The organism is Paenibacillus paridis (genome assembly GCF_006345825.1).
GTDB lineage: Bacteria > Bacillota > Bacilli > Paenibacillales > Paenibacillaceae > Pristimantibacillus > Pristimantibacillus paridis.
The window spans coordinates 1734805-1749741 of record NZ_VCIX01000092.1; the positions used below are offsets into that span (position 1 = coordinate 1734805).

The following is a 14937-nucleotide window of genomic DNA, read 5'->3' on the forward strand; positions in this document are numbered from 1 at the left end:
TACGACAGCAGCTGATCATTCCCGTTTTTCTTCCCGCAAAGGCCTTATGCCAATCGGAATGCTCTCTGAATCAGTAGTTATGAAGGCAGCCTGGAAAGAACCGACATAGCGAAAAACCCGCCCTATGATCGGGTTGCGAACCTCAACCGTTATTTTATAACAGCTCTCCTGATCATCATACCATTCGTTGACCTCGGCTTTGCCAGTCAATGCATTTGGGCATTTGAATTGAAGCCATCCTTCATAAAAGCGTTGTTCTCCTGAGCAAATTTTTATGCCGCCATTTTCCGAGACGCTTATCTCCAAATCAACGGCTAGATGCTGTTGGTTTCCTAAATAATCAACGATCCTGTCTCGTTCCCCGCTGTAAACCATCGTCGCATCAAAATGTCGCACGCAGTGAGTGAATTGGAATTTGCGAATCCAAGTGACCGTCTCCCTCCCGTAATGATCTTTATATGCGAAATTTTCTATAGAAAAGGGAATGTTCGTGCCTCCCTTCGGAAACATAATATGCCGCAAAGTACCGAAAAATAGCGGCAATGCGACCAGCTTGTTATACCAAATATGGTGCATGACCCCGCTTCCAATCGATGCAGTCCGGTCTTGGCTGGAGAACCCAAATCGTTGTTGAATTCGGGGATGAAGCTTGGCAAAATCAGCTCCGAGCGCCTGTTCATAGATCGATCTCATCAGCTCATTCCACTCTCCTTTGCAGATTTATGATATGCACGCTTGCAGCGAGACGCTTGAGGCAAGTGCAAGCGGCTGACCATCGCCGTGCAGCATAAACCGACCATCGGCAAGGCTAATGTAAGGGGATGAAATGGCGATTTGAACAGCTCGGGTTCTGCTATTGCAATCGGAAGAGTCAGAGCAAGAAGTAAAAACATTTGAAGAGTAAAGATCCATCTTCTCCTGTGAAAGCCTACCGTAAGCAAACCCAAGCCGATCTCGGCAGCTCCAAGCAATCCAATCACTGTCTTTTCAATGCCATCGAACCAACCGATATGCTGCATGACGGCCAGCTCTCCCGCATCAGGGAAAAGCAGCTTAGGCACAAGGCCTTCATAGCACCACATCAGCATTAAGAGCATTACGCTCAAATAATGAACGATTGCGCGCTCTGCAATGACGGCAGGCGGGATTCGCTCCTCCAGCCATATGCGCAAGCGGTCAAAGCTCCAAGCTGTTGCGTATCCGAATAAGGGCCGGAACACGAAGCGATCCAGCAGTGAACCAGCCAAACCGAAACGGGTTTGATAGCTATAGAGCGTAGAAAACGTGATTTGATGTGCATGTGCTTCATATTTCCAGTATCCGCCTCCTCTCCGAATCAAAGAGATTGGCTGCTCAGAGGCAAAGGTCAAGGAAGATTTACGATAGCACGCAGAGGCTGTATTAGTTTGAAAGGATTCGCCCGTACCTGAAATTTTTATGCCAAAGCCGATTCGGGTCTCGTATAAAAACTTCTGTATGGAAGCTGAATGGCTTTTTGGCAAATAGCGAATTTGAGTGAACCGAAGATCCCACTGCTCATGCAGCAGCGGGTTTTGCGTATGCTCCCAAAGCTCGCTCATTGATCCTTTGATTTCAAGCTCAACATAGATAGATTTATTATTCATCCCCATCCCCCTCTGCCTTTACGTCTACTGGCTGCATTTGTCCATCCATAAACCTGCTTATCAAATCTGGCGTTGGCAGAATGCAATGGGTTGCCCTGCCAAACCAACGATACCGATTACGCGCAATCAGATCATATGCCGCATTTCGCAAAACGCGGGGTACTATCTTTCCTACAACTGCAAATCGCCACCACCCGCCAAGCCGAACAAGAACATGTAAAGCAGCATCGGATTTGATGAGAAAGCTCCCTTGCTGCACCATAACGAAAGTATCCAAATCCTCCGTTGGCAGCTTGCATTCAAGCAACAGCTGCTGTCCAAGCGGTGATTGCAACGTAGCGAAGCGGAAAAGATTTTCTTTATCTCTTTTGACAACAAAATGTGTAATGCCATTGCATAGCAAGCATTGGCCATCAACAAGAAGTATACTCGGAGCCCCATGCTGATTTTTTTTATTCTTCATTGTCTTTCGCTTCCTCTCTCTCCTCATTTTATATGGCCATTGGGTTGCTTCGGCAGTGCTAACTTTCGTAGAACATCACAAAGAAGGGTACTACACGACGTAGTACCCTTCTTTGTATATCGATAGCTTGTGACCGCAACATTCATCAATTTCGCAAAATCTCAGTTTTCCGTTTCGTCCTTCTGAAGCAAGCCTCTTCGCCTAACTTTTTCAACTGCCGCCTTACTGCTGCTCACGCCGAATTTTTTCAGCATTTTATTTACTTGGTTTTTTAGTGTACTTTCCGCTTTGAACAGCTTCTGCTCAATTTGCGGTTGCGTATGACCCGCCTCAATCAACTCAAATACTTCACGTTCCGCTCCGGTCAATGGTTTGAGCTGCTCTTCTCGTTTTAGCCTCGCGAGCTCCTTAATCAGTGCCTCCATCGGTGCCGAATGGTGAAAGACTCCGCGAATCGTCTGGGGAAGCTCCTGAAACCTTGTTTTCTCCAAATATTGCAAGGCACCGGCCGTGAAAGCCTTTGTCATGGAGCTCTCGTCACTTAGTGACGTCAGCATAATAATTTTTGCAGAAGTGCTCTCATGCATTAGCATGGCAGTTTGAATCCCGTCTAGCGCGCTACCTTCGAGCTGGATATCCATAAGAATGATGTCGATAGCGGTTGTCTGTGCCATGCGAAGCGCATCCACTGCATTTGTTGCGGCTCCGACAACAAGAAGGTCAGCTTCTCTATTCAAATAAGATGTGAGCGCCTTAATCCAGTCAGCATCATCCTCAACGATAAAAACTTTAATATGGCTCAATTGATTACCTCCTCAGCGACTTATAGCAGCTTCTTCCTAGGCAAGAGAAAGCTCACCTTGGTCCCTTTCGTCTCTACGCTTGTAATCCGGACTTTCACTCCGCTTTTCTGCATAACATTGTACACATACGATAAGCCAAGTCCAAAGTTACTTCCCGTCTTCCCCATGCTAAAGAATGGATCGAACACTTCTCCCAGCTTCTCTTTAGGTATGCCAATCCCGCTATCTTGAATAGAGAGCTCTACCCCATTCGGATGTGCTGCAAGTCTAATTTCAATCTTCCCTCCGCCAGGCATCGCTTCGCAAGCATTGTTCAAAACATTTCCGAGCGCCTCGCTAAAATGAACCTTATCGCATATAAAGGTAGGATGCTCCTCAAACACGCGATTCACCGTCACGCCGCAGCTTCTAAAAAGCCCTTCATGCTGCAGCAAACAAAGCTCAATGAAGTCCGCTAACGGTACGCTATCCTCTTTAAGGCTGATATCCTTCATCTGGCTGTGCATGCGGCCAACCATTTCAAGCATGTGATTGGAAGCATTCATAATAATCTGCATATGCTGCTTCGATTGCTCATCGGGAGCTGGGATCATGGATTTCAAATTTTCCGTGCTGATTGCAATTTTGCCAATCTCGTTTTTAAGCGTGTGATTGAGCATGGCCGTTCCTGAACTGACTGCACGCATCGTACTCTCCATTGGATCATGCTCAAAACGAAGCCTGACTCCCAGCACACCGTACATGAATGTACAAAGCAGCGCGACAGCAAGCGAATAGATGATAAAAACAGAAATATAATTAAAAAATTCAAAATCAGGCGATATAACCTTCGCTACGTATATAAAGAAAAGAACGGCAATCAGCGTAGGGACGATAATGATCATTGAAATAAATCGGCTCCGTTTGAGACGAATGTCCCGCTCTCTCCAAAATGAAGCAACAAGGAAATAGCATGAGCTTAGATAATACGGCGCACTCCAGAGCAGCAGTAAACTGAAAAACAACGTTCGGATATCTGAAAAGAAAAAGGGAATAAGCATGAACGGTATTGGCATAGACAAGAACAGTTTGAATGTACGGATAGAGCGTCTAGCGGTTAGCCACCCTGAATAAGAAAGACTGAAAATGATGACCGCATACGGTGTCAAAGTATAATTAAGAAATTGCAATACCTCGGCAACGATAGTTAACCTTAAGTTTAAAAGAAAATCGGAAAGTCCGCCAATCGAGGCGCTGCCAAGGAAAAAGGCCGCCCAGCGGTTTGCTTCATTTTTTCGGTTGTTTAACCATACAATGATGGCTGCCGTAAATAATGCTAAAAAGTAAAAGAGCATATTAAACAACCATCCTGTCCTCATTTGGTAAGTCTATCGTATCACAAATGGACGTTTGATAGTTCAACAGTCGAAAGATGCGATCTCGGATCAAGCGAATAGGTTCATCCATTCCTTTGCTGTCAATAATTAAAAAAATCCCAACCGCTGTTCGAAAGCGAATTGGGATTTTCTTAAATTTTGATCTTCCGTTACTAGTAATCGGATTTCGGTTTGCGAGGCTGAGGCTTCGGTTTGTTTTGCACTGCCGGCAAATGGCGCATGCTTCTAAGCATTGGCCCTTTGCAGATCGGGCAGGTTTGCTCTGTTGCTGCAAATTCGTCTCTTACCCATGCCTTGCAATCCGGATTTTTACATTTGAAAATTTTTGTTGCCTTTAATTTAGGTTTATCGTCTTCGTTAATAGCCACGCTTATGCTTTCCCCTTTTCATCTCTATACTTATGCCATTAATCATTTATGTGGTTAAATAAACAGGGACTACGCAAACCGGCTTCGAAACCGTAGTGCTGATACCTGTGTGCACCAGTTTCCCGCTTGCTTTGTCGATCTTGAAGGTTACGATATTATCGGTATCCCGATTGGCAGCAAGCAAAAAATCCCCGTTCGGCGTAATTGCAAAATGGCGTGGATGTCCACCCTCAACCGAAATATGTTGGACAAGATTCAATATCCCTGTCTGCTCATGGATGGCGAATACAACGATGCTGTCATGTCCGCGATTCGAGCCATATAGGTATTTACCATCTGCAGATACCTTGATTTCGGCACAGGAATTTTCATCCTTGAAATCAGGCGGCAGCGTACTCACCGTCTCTTGTGTTACTAATAGACCGGATTCTTTGTCATATGTAAACGAAGTAATCGTTGAATCCACCTCATTAATGACATAGACAAGCTTTCCATTCGGATGAAAGCTCAAATGACGCGGACCAGCCCCTGGATGCAGTGCCACCTCGCTTTGACGAACAAGCTTGGCATTTGCTTCATCAAGTGCGTATGTCACTATTCGATCAAGCCCCAAATCCGATACGAGCAAATAACGGCCATCCGGGCTATAGAAGGAAGAGTGCGGATGTGGACGGTCCTGGCGATCGGGATGCTGACTGCTTCCTTCATGCTGTTGGACATCAAGCAATGATCCGACTGCTCCTTCTTCCGTAATGCTCATTAACCCAATCATCCCGCCATGATAGCTTGTAACGGATAGAAAACGGCCGTTCTCGTCGCGCTGAATATGGCAGGTCGTCGAATCAACCGTGACCTCACGGTTCATGAGTTGAATGGTACCGCTCGCGGCGTCAATAGAGAAAGCTGCAGCTTCTCCAACCTTTTGGCCCGCTTGATTAACTGCCTCAGAAATTACGTACAGCAGCTTGCGCTTCGCGTCAACATTTAGAAACGTCGGATTTTTAAGACCAGCGAATTCGTCAGTCAAAGTTAATGTTCCCGTTGCTTCATCGAAAGCATACACATAAACGCCGTTATCTCCCGCTTCCGCATATGAGCCTGCGAACACGAGAAGGCGCTGTGATTCAACTGTCAAAATTCATTCCCCCTAAACATTTGCATAACATGGCTGCTTCAAAAGCAGTTGTCTTCGTTTCCGTTATCTATTATAAGACGAGAAGTCATTAGTGACAAATAAGTTCTTAAAGCTTGTTCTCGCCTGTGCTTTCGAACAGCTCAATAATTTCTCCGTCCGGTCCTTTAAAGAACGCGATTCTAACCGGAACGCCTCCTAGGACAGCATCTTTAGGCTCAACCGTTACTTCCATGCCTGCCGCTCTAGCAAGTTCTATAGCCTCAGTTACATTATCAGACCGCAAAGCCAGATGCAAAAAGGCACCCTCGTCCTTCTGGCCTTGCGTACCGCCTGCGAATACTTCTAAATAATTGCCATCACCCGTATCAAGCATGATCGCCCGAGCATTTCCCTCTCCCCACCTCACTTGCTCCTTAAACCCTAGCACCTCTGTATAAAATGAAACCGTTTTGTCAAAATCAAATACGCGGATAGCGATATGATGAAAGCCGCCGCCGCCGATTTTCGCATTGTTACCCATTGCATCCACTTCCTTTTCCAATTTAATGTTCTTTTGGTATGGGACACCAGCTTTGGCCTGTCCAGATAACGAAATCGCCGGGAAGGGCTTCCACGGCGATTTTATTGATCGGAACATTCACATATTGGCCATTTATCTCCAGCGATGCTGAATTTTCGTTTAGGCTGACCATTCGCGCTACACGCTGGATTTGGCAAGAGCTTTTCGACTTTGAATCTTCCATAAGCAAGCCGCCGCCCTTCCTATCTATTATGATTTAGGGGCGTCTGGCGCGCAATACCCATCTGTGCATAATGCATCCGTCTCTCCGTCATTGACTTGTATAAATGCAGGATGCTTCTCGTTCCAAGCCTTGTTCAACGTATCCAAAAATACTTCTGGTGATTGTGCGCCTGATACCGCGTATTTGCGATCAACGACGTAAAAAGGCACACCGCGAATACCAAGGGCGCTTCCTTCCTCTTCTTGCCCGCGCACAGCATCACTGAATCGAGCAGACGCCAGCACGTCAGCCACTGCTGCCGCATCCAAACCAACCTCAACCGCCAGCGCAGTCAAGCGGCCACGATCGCCAACATTTTCTCCATCCGTAAAATGGGCTTTGAACAAGCGCTCCGACATCTCTTTCTCCTTGCCCTGCTCCGCAGCAAAATGAACGACTCGGTGTGCGTCAAACGTGTTGGTTGATACAGCTTTGTCGAAATGAAACGTTAATCCAACGGCCGCCGCTTGATCCGCCACATTTTGGGTGGTCTCTTTCGCTTTCTCAATACTCATCCCGTATTTTGCTGCGAGCATGCTGTAGGTGCTTTTGCCTGAACGGGGATCTGCTCCAGGATCTAGCTCAAAACTGCGAAATACAGTCTCAATCTGTTCCTTATGGGCAAAACGCTCTAAAGCGAGCTCAAACTTTCTTTTTCCTATATAACAAAACGGACATACGTAATCCGACCAAATTTCCACTTGCATGACTTGCACCTCCGGTAGTTTTTAAAAAGTAGGGAACTTACATTATTATTGTAACATGTTTGGTTACGACTTTGAAAATGGTTATTTTGTCGCGTTTGACCATAAAAAAAAGCGAATCCTAATGAAAACATAAATCGCTTGTCATTAAGAAACGCTTCCTTCTATAAGATGCATGGCCAAAACCTGAACATTACACTGCGAAAATGTGCCTGCCGATCTTCACGGTCTGCTTACGCGACCAAATCCAATCCGATGTAGCGGTTTGCGGATTAAAGTAATAGAGTGCATCTCCCGTAGGGTCAAAGCCCTTAACGGCATCCTGGGCAGCTTGATAAGCCGTTTTGTCTGGGGTAAGCTTGTATTGTCCATCATCAACAGCAGTGAAGGCTCTAGGCTGCTCAATCACTCCTCTTATCGAATTAGGAAAGCTTGATGAGGCTAAACGGTTCATAACGACTGCTCCTACCGCTACCTGTCCTTTGTAGGATTCGCCGCGTGCTTCCGCATAAATGATTCTCGCCAGCAAAGTAAGCTCTGTTTGGTTAACCGAAACTTTTTTGAGTGTCTCCCACGTCTGTTTGCCTGCCACGCCGTCAGAAGCGATGCCGTAATCCTTCTGGAAACGTTTCAAAGACTCGAGCGTCGTCGTGCCAAAATAAGCTGTGACATCCTTATTGAAATAACCTAACGTCTTTAATCTATACTGCAAATCAGGTACATCGGCACCCGAACTCCCAACTTTCAGAGTTGCAGGCGAAGCGGCTTGAGCCGAATGTGCCGGAATGCTAAAGGCCAGAATAAAAATCAAGAATAGCGCTATACTATGGGGTATGAATTTAATGTTCATTTAGAAAATGAACCTCCTTCGTTTGCTTATAATTCATCCTTAATAATAAATTGGAATAAGAATGGGAATTCCTCGCTTGGCATGTGTTCGAGTTTAGCACAGTTATCAGGGGATTGTAACCGGAATCAGATAATTACATACATTTGCTAATTTACAAATCAGATAAAATCTGAAATATAAAGTTGACAAAACGCGAAACCTGTAACTATAATTGTTACATCATTTGTTTGTAGCTGCTTCTTATTTTTCCCGTTATTGAAACTCTATATATTAAAATTTATGAACAGTATTGAAATGTTAAAAAATCAACAAAAACAAGGAGATTATTCATATGAAAATTGCCGTTATCGGAGCAACCGGACGTGTAGGAAGCCGAATTGTAGAGGAAGCAAAAAGCCGTGGCCACTACGTAACCGCCATCGTACGCGATGCCTCTAGACTAAGCAGCACGGAAGGAATTGAAATGTTAGTTAAGGATGTATTTCAACTAGACAGTGAATTGAGAGAATTTGACGCTATTGTGAATTCCTTCTCTGCAAAACCGGGTGAAGAGCATAAACACGTAGAAGTGATTAAGCATCTGATTGCTGCACTAAAACCAGCGCAAGGAACGATTTTATACAATGTTGGAGGCGCGGGCAGCTTGCTGGTGGATGATCAAGGGACACGGTTGATGGATACACCTCAGTTTCCCTCCCTTTTTTATGCGACTGCCAAAGCGCAAAGCGACCAGCTAGACGTGCTGCGTGGGGAAAAAGAATTGAAATGGACATTCTTTAGCCCTGCAGCCGTATTCGAGCCTGGGGAGAAAACGGGCAAGGTTCAGCTTGGTGAAGATCATTTCCTTCTGAATTCGCAGCATAAGAGCAAGATCAGTATGGAAGATTATGCGTCCGTTCTACTGGGTGAAATCGAAAATCCTAAATTTCTAAATCGCCGATTTACAGCAATCAACGTATAAGCAATAGCAATTGTTAAAAAAAGCCTCTATGAAAGAGGCTTTTTTTAGTTTCTTTTTTTCTGCACCCGTTGTATGGCAGTAGCCACATTGCTACAATTAGGAGATAACATAAACTAAAGACGACATTTATTTTGTTAACATAATTATTATTATGTTCTTTTAATCAAGTTAACTAATAACGTCATTAATTATAAGGGGCTGATCGGATATCAATATTTTAAAACAAAAGGATCGCGAGGAACTGGATAAACGCCTGCCCACGATGCCCTGGTACATTGATAAATTTATTAACTTTAAGTTGCCGGACTTGTCCCCCTCCTCCCTCGTGGAATATATGAGGGATTATGAAACTTTTTTGAACTGGTTGATGGCGGAAGGATTATCTGAAGCTTCTGCAATCAAAGAAGTAACGCTGTTAGAGCTAGAGAAGCTGCATATGGACAGCATAGACGGATTCCGCATGTATTTATCAACCTACAAAGCGGAGCGAAATAGCAAAACAACGATCTCGCGCAAGCTCTCTTCCCTTCGCTCACTTTTTCATTATTTAAGCCAGATTGCCGAGGATGAGGAATTTTATCCGTTATTGAAACGAAATGTGATGGCAAAGGTTATGATCAAGCGAACACACAAACCGAAGGATACGGCAGCCAAGCTGGAAGGAAAACTGCTGCAAGAGGAAGAAATTTCGGAGTTCATGGCTTATATCAAGCAGCATTACGCAGCGGACGTTGCCTCGAATAAACAAGCTTTATATGCTTATGACTTGAATATGACGCGCGATGCCTGCATTATCAGCTTTATTTTACATTCAGGGCTGCGGGTTTCAGAGCTCGTCAATTTGAATGTCGATGATATCGATTTGAAGAAGAAATTATGTTATGTCTACCGGAAAGGCAAAAACGATGATAATTTCAAAACGCCTGTCTATTTCCGTCAGGAAGCGGTCGAGGATTTGCAAGCGTATCTCACGCTCCGAGAGGTTCGCTACAAAGCGCCAAAGCGTGAAAAAGCCCTTTTTCTCGCTATAGCGAATGGTAAGCATGAAGGTGCGCGCATGACCAAAAGGGCCATCCAAGAAATGGTCATTAAATATGCCAAGCGTTTTGGCAAACCGTACTTATCCGTACATAAACTAAGACATAGCTTCGCGACGGATTACTACTTGCGCAATGATATTTACAAAACACAGGAGCAGCTTGGTCATGCCTCTCCGGAAACGACGCAAATTTATGCTCATTTAACCGACAAAACGATGGCTCAAGCCATTGACCGCACCAAAAAAGAGGACGAAACAAGCTAGCGCCACCCGCGCTTCTTGTTTCGTCCTGCCTTGTTTATGAACTGGTTTGCAAAATAACGGATTCCTGCATGGACAGCTGGGTTAGCACTAGCTTCGCATACAAGCCCCCCTGCTGCATCAATTCCTCGTGTGAGCCTTGCTCAGCAATTCGGCCATCTTCCACCACCAATATAAAATCCGCATCCTTAATCGTTGATAGGCGGTGAGCAATGATAAATGCCGTTCTTCCGGCTAGCAATGTATGCAACGCTGCTTGGATATGCTGCTCGGTCTCCGTGTCGACGCTTGAAGTCGCTTCGTCCAGAATCAATATTTTCGGATCGGATAAGAGGACACGGCCAAATGCAAGCAATTGACGCTGACCGACAGAAAGTTTTGAGCCGCGTTCCTCCAGCTCTGTCTGGTACCCATCCGCTAGCTTGGAGACAACGCGATCGAGCCTTACGTTTTCGCCTGCGCGCCGCAGCTCCTCATCCGATGCTTCTTCATTTCCATATCGCATATTTTGCTCCACCGTTCCCGCGAAAACAAAGGAGTCCTGCAGCACGATTCCCATCTGCTTCCGCAAGGATTCAAGTGTTGCCTCCTTGACATCAACGCCATCAATTCGGACGACGCCGTCTGTTGCATCATAGAAGCGCATTAACAAATTGACTATGGTGCTTTTCCCTGCGCCGGTCGGCCCAACCAAGGCTACCCGCTGACCTGGCTTTACGCGGAACGAGACTTGATGGAGCACATCAGGCTTTCCTTCCTCATAGCGAAAGGATACATTTTCAAACGCTACTTCTCCCTGTATTGGCGGAAGAGCCTTGGCTCTGCTGCTATTTTTCACCTCTGGTTCGGTGTCCAGCACCTCAAATATCCGTTCTGCCGATGCCATCGCGGAGAGAAGCTGACTGTATACTTTGGATAATGCGCTGAGCGGTCCCCAGAAACGCCACAAATAATTGATGAAAGCCATAATAAAGCCGAGCGTAATCGCGCCTTCAATGACTCTCATGGCTCCAAACCATACGACAATGCATGTGCCGAGCATCCCGATCATTTCAACTAACGGATAGACGGTAGACTCCAGAGTAATTGCCCGCATGAAAGCCTGTTTGTTCCGCATGTTGATCGTATTGAATTTTTCGTTGTTTTTATCCTGGCGGGAAAATGCTTGGATGACCCTGATTCCCTGAATCGTCTCATTCAAATGACCATTAATCGAAGACATCGTCGAGCGTGAGCGTGACCACGAGCCCTCAATCTTCGGACGAAGCTTCGCAATGATAACAAACAGCAGCGGCATCATAATAAAAGAAAGCAATGCCAGCTGCCAATCCATCCACACAAGGATGACGACAATGCCGAGAAGATGAGTAACCTCCATCACCATCGTAATGAGACCGCCGTTGATCAATTCCCCAATCGCATTCGTATCGTTTGTGATCCTAGACATAATTTTGCCGGCAGGTCGACCGTCGAAAAAACGGAAGGACAAGGTCTGAAGATGATTAAATAATTGCTGACGCAAATCGAATAAGATCCGCTGTCCCGTATGATTGATCCATTTGGTATGCAGCCAGCTAAACAGCCAGCCCAGCAGCTTTATGCCTAGAAGCACGGCTCCAAGCACATGAATGACGGTAAAATTTTGATCAATGATTCCTTTATCAATGATATAAGCCAGGATGATCGGTTCCGATAAGCTTAGGAGCATGTTTAGGAGCACTACGATAACTACCCATGTCATTAATTTGCGGTAAGGAACAAGATAGCCCAGCATGCGCTTGAAATATTGGCCGTTAAATGGCTTCTCCTCGGCTTCGTTATCCGAATCCCATTCGACTTGACTCATGGTATCGCCTCTTTTCTAGGTTGGCGTGATTTCCTTCTGCCTGTCAAATAGTTGACGGAAAAAGCCATTGCCCTCGTTTAATTGCTTATGTGTCCCCTGCTCAGTCAATCGACCGTTTTCAAGCACGATAATACGATCTGCATGCTGGATAGAGGATAGCCTTTGCGCGATAATAAATGTCGTTTTCCCCTTCATGACTTCCAGCAAAGCTTCGTGAATGGCCGATTCCGTCGCAGTATCGACGCTCGCCGTTGCTTCATCTAGGATTAGGATTGGAGGATCTGTTAATATGGCTCTAGCCAGCGCCACTCTCTGCCTCTGACCGCCGGACAAACCGACTCCCCGCTCTCCAATTCGCGTGTCGTACCCGCTAGGCATGCTTTGAATAAAATCATGTATCTGTGATTTTCTCGCGGCTTCCTCAATTTGCTCCTGCGTAGCATCGGGACAGCCATAAGCAATGTTATCGCCTATCGATGCAGAGAAGAGAAAGGTTTCCTGCGGGACAACACCGATGCTTCTGCGAAGGCCGTCAAGCTCGTAATTTTTGACATCGACTCCGTCTATCAGCACTTGCCCGCCCGAAGTATCATAGTATCGCGATAGCAAGCCAATCAGGCTGCTCTTGCCAGAGCCCGTTGCGCCAAGTACGCCGATGACCTCTCCCGCCTTCACATGAAATGTAATGTCATCTAATATCGGTTTATCCTTCGTTTGGTCTTGATCAGAAAAATAAAACGAGACCTGCTTGAATGAGACATTCCCATTTATGTTGCCAGCAGGTGTTCCTGAAACCGGATTTCTAATTTCCATTGGCGTATCGAGCACTTCAAAGACCCGTGGCGCAGCCTTAATGGCTTGCTGAAATATATTAATTTGCCAGCCCAGCATGTTCAGCGGCCAAATAATTCCCCAGGTATACCATTGAAAAGCCATGAAGGTACCGATGGACATCTCGCCGCGCACAACAAAGATGGCGCTGATCCAAATCATCAGCACGAAGGTCAATCCTCCGTAAAAGCCCATTAACGGGAAACTTTTTGCCTCCAGCTTGGCCCGATCCATATTTGTTTCAAAGTTTTGCTCATTCCGCTCTGCAAATTTCCGCTGCTCCACCGTCTCGGTCGCAAACGATTTAACGACGCGAATGCCTGAAATATTTTCTTGCAGCGTCGTTGTTAATCGGCCCATTTGCTCCCTGATGCTGGACCATGCCGGCCCCACCTTATGGTTGAAACGGAACAAAACGAACAAGATAAAGGGTATCGTTACTAAGCTGATCAACGTAACCTTCCACTGCATCGTCATCATAAAGATAATAGTGCCTAGAAAGGTCAGCATGCCCGTAAACAGGTTCATGGCGCCAAAACCGACAAAGTTTTTCACCGCTTCAATATCGCCTGTCATTCTGGACATTAATTGTCCGGTCTGTGCCCGGTCATAATAGGAAAAGGACAACCGCTGCAAATGCTCATATAGCTCCTTCCTAAGCTTGAATACGACATTTTGGCCGACAAGCTCCTGAGAATATCCTTGAACAAACATGCCAGCGCTCTTTAGCGCTTGAATGCCCGCCAGAGCAAGAGTCAAACCGATAACGACCGACATCTTGCCTTTAGCGATCCCCTTATCAAATATCTCTCCCAGAATCCATGGGGCAACCAAGTCGAAGATCGTTGCCAGTATCATAATGCAAATAGCGGTAACTACCCATTTCATACTTGGTCTTACATAAATCATTAGCCGTAAAAGCGTTTTCATTAGACAGCTCCTTCCCCTGATGGAAACAAAAAAAGACCTCAAGCCATCATTGGCTAGAGATCTTCGTATGTAAGCGAGCAACGGCGAAAAAACGCTACGTTGACGCCCTTGAACGAAGGCAGGCCAGTCGGCATGTTGATGAATTCAATTGGAAATTCAAGCTGATCTGCACGCCGAAAACAAACATTCCAAAGTCACCGTTCAACATCCTTAAGCCCCCCTTTTTATTTTCCATATAATCAATTCTTCCTAATACATCCAAATCTTAACATCTTCCCTCTGCTTTGCGCAAGAGGGGTTAACAATAAATATTCAAAACCTGTCCGACTCAAAAGGCAGCTCCATATCACTTGAGGATATGCCTTCCTCTACCGCGAATTCAAAATCCTCGATATCATAGATTTGCACGGGGACTTCCGCCTCAATCAGTTTATCTTGAAATTCGAACTGATCGGACAAAAGCGGCACGTTCAGCTTTAAGCTCGTTAGAAGCAGTTCTGTTTCTATCGGATCAAACGTTTCGCCGTAGTGCGCATTATCGACGGCATGCACAACCGTAAATTGAATCATTTCGTTCAGCAAGAGTGGTGAGCTCTCTCTCCATGGTACCTGCATCGCTTTTTCAATTTTTTTCCGATTGAGCGAATCTTCAAAAAAAGCGATAAGTTCATTTATTTTGCTTTTGACATGCCCATCATCGTCTGGATCATCCATGACCGGATCCACTCCATCCCTCATTTCATAAAGCTCAGCGATGGATGAGTATGGAACAACGTAATCAATCGGACGGCTCGGTACAAGAAGATGCCCATACGTTGCCACTAATACTGCCTCTATTACAAAACGCCGCCGCATGTGATCTCCTCCAATTCTTACGTATGCGAATGCTAGCTTCATAGGAAACCAGTCAAAAATAAAAAACAGTTCCACATTATTATACAATATTCCTTTGGCTGTACAAGA

General features: G+C 45.5%; 16 protein-coding genes. 2 read left to right on the forward strand and 14 right to left on the reverse strand.

The annotated features are described in order from the left end of the window. Positions 1 to 15: 15 nt before the first annotated feature. From FJQ58_RS29605 to sleB, 11 genes are all read right to left on the reverse strand, one after another. Positions 16 to 693, reverse strand: a complete 678-nt coding sequence (locus tag FJQ58_RS29605; protein WP_139999050.1) for a DUF4166 domain-containing protein — start codon at positions 691 to 693, stop codon at positions 16 to 18. After that, complete coding sequence (locus FJQ58_RS29610; RefSeq protein WP_139999052.1) at positions 693 to 1625, reverse strand: DoxX-like family protein; 933 nt, start codon at positions 1623 to 1625, stop codon at positions 693 to 695. Before FJQ58_RS29610 ends, FJQ58_RS29605 begins: the two co-directional genes overlap by 1 nt. Beyond that, positions 1618 to 2088 (reverse strand): thiol-disulfide oxidoreductase DCC family protein, encoded by a 471-nt coding sequence (locus FJQ58_RS29615; RefSeq protein WP_162341841.1) that lies wholly within the window; start codon positions 2086 to 2088, stop codon positions 1618 to 1620. The genes FJQ58_RS29610 and FJQ58_RS29615 overlap by 8 nt, the downstream gene beginning before the upstream one ends. Positions 2089 to 2249: 161 nt before the next feature. Then, on the reverse strand, positions 2250 to 2891 hold the full coding sequence (locus FJQ58_RS29620; protein WP_139999057.1) for a response regulator transcription factor: 642 nt from the start codon (positions 2889 to 2891) through the stop codon (positions 2250 to 2252). A gap of 20 nt (positions 2892 to 2911) precedes the next feature. Continuing rightward, entirely contained in the window at positions 2912 to 4225 is a 1314-nt protein-coding gene (locus FJQ58_RS29625; protein ID WP_139999059.1) for a sensor histidine kinase, read from the reverse strand. Between the two features lie 194 nt (positions 4226 to 4419). Beyond that, positions 4420 to 4635, reverse strand: coding sequence for a cold-inducible protein YdjO-related protein (locus FJQ58_RS29630; RefSeq protein ID WP_139999061.1), 216 nt, complete (start codon positions 4633 to 4635; stop codon positions 4420 to 4422). Between the two features lie 46 nt (positions 4636 to 4681). Then, positions 4682 to 5770, reverse strand: coding sequence for a lactonase family protein (locus tag FJQ58_RS29635; RefSeq protein WP_139999063.1), 1089 nt, complete (start codon positions 5768 to 5770; stop codon positions 4682 to 4684). Between the two features lie 106 nt (positions 5771 to 5876). Next, entirely contained in the window at positions 5877 to 6290 is a 414-nt protein-coding gene (locus FJQ58_RS29640; RefSeq protein WP_139999065.1) for a VOC family protein, read from the reverse strand. Positions 6291 to 6312: 22 nt separating this feature from the next. Then, on the reverse strand, positions 6313 to 6513 hold the full coding sequence (locus FJQ58_RS29645) for a hypothetical protein (RefSeq protein WP_139999067.1): 201 nt from the start codon (positions 6511 to 6513) through the stop codon (positions 6313 to 6315). A gap of 26 nt (positions 6514 to 6539) precedes the next feature. Beyond that, on the reverse strand, positions 6540 to 7259 hold the full coding sequence (locus FJQ58_RS29650) for a DsbA family oxidoreductase (protein ID WP_139999069.1): 720 nt from the start codon (positions 7257 to 7259) through the stop codon (positions 6540 to 6542). Between the two features lie 190 nt (positions 7260 to 7449). After that, the gene (sleB, locus tag FJQ58_RS29655; protein ID WP_139999071.1) at positions 7450 to 8106 is read right to left on the reverse strand and encodes a spore cortex-lytic enzyme; all 657 of its coding nucleotides are present in this window, start codon (positions 8104 to 8106) and stop codon (positions 7450 to 7452) included. Between the two features lie 331 nt (positions 8107 to 8437). On the opposite strand from sleB, the gene FJQ58_RS29660 reads away from it, so the two are divergent. Together FJQ58_RS29660 and xerS are read left to right on the forward strand one after the other, a co-directional pair. Beyond that, on the forward strand, positions 8438 to 9067 hold the full coding sequence (locus tag FJQ58_RS29660; protein WP_139999073.1) for an NAD(P)-dependent oxidoreductase: 630 nt from the start codon (positions 8438 to 8440) through the stop codon (positions 9065 to 9067). 208 nt (positions 9068 to 9275) lie between these two features. Further along, entirely contained in the window at positions 9276 to 10370 is a 1095-nt protein-coding gene (gene xerS, locus FJQ58_RS29665; protein WP_139999075.1) for a tyrosine recombinase XerS, read from the forward strand. Between the two features lie 34 nt (positions 10371 to 10404). On the opposite strand, the gene FJQ58_RS29670 is transcribed toward xerS, so the two are convergent. The 3 genes from FJQ58_RS29670 to FJQ58_RS29680 all read right to left on the reverse strand — a co-directional run bounded on the left by FJQ58_RS29670 (position 10405) and on the right by FJQ58_RS29680 (position 14829). Continuing rightward, on the reverse strand, positions 10405 to 12213 hold the full coding sequence (locus tag FJQ58_RS29670) for an ABC transporter ATP-binding protein (RefSeq protein ID WP_139999077.1): 1809 nt from the start codon (positions 12211 to 12213) through the stop codon (positions 10405 to 10407). A 15-nt stretch (positions 12214 to 12228) separates the two neighbouring features. After that, positions 12229 to 13974: an ABC transporter ATP-binding protein gene (locus FJQ58_RS29675; RefSeq protein WP_139999079.1), complete on the reverse strand. Its 1746-nt coding sequence runs from the start codon at positions 13972 to 13974 to the stop codon at positions 12229 to 12231. A gap of 312 nt (positions 13975 to 14286) precedes the next feature. After that, positions 14287 to 14829, reverse strand: a complete 543-nt coding sequence (locus tag FJQ58_RS29680; protein WP_139999081.1) for an ADP-heptose synthase — start codon at positions 14827 to 14829, stop codon at positions 14287 to 14289. Positions 14830 to 14937: the final 108 nt, after the last annotated feature.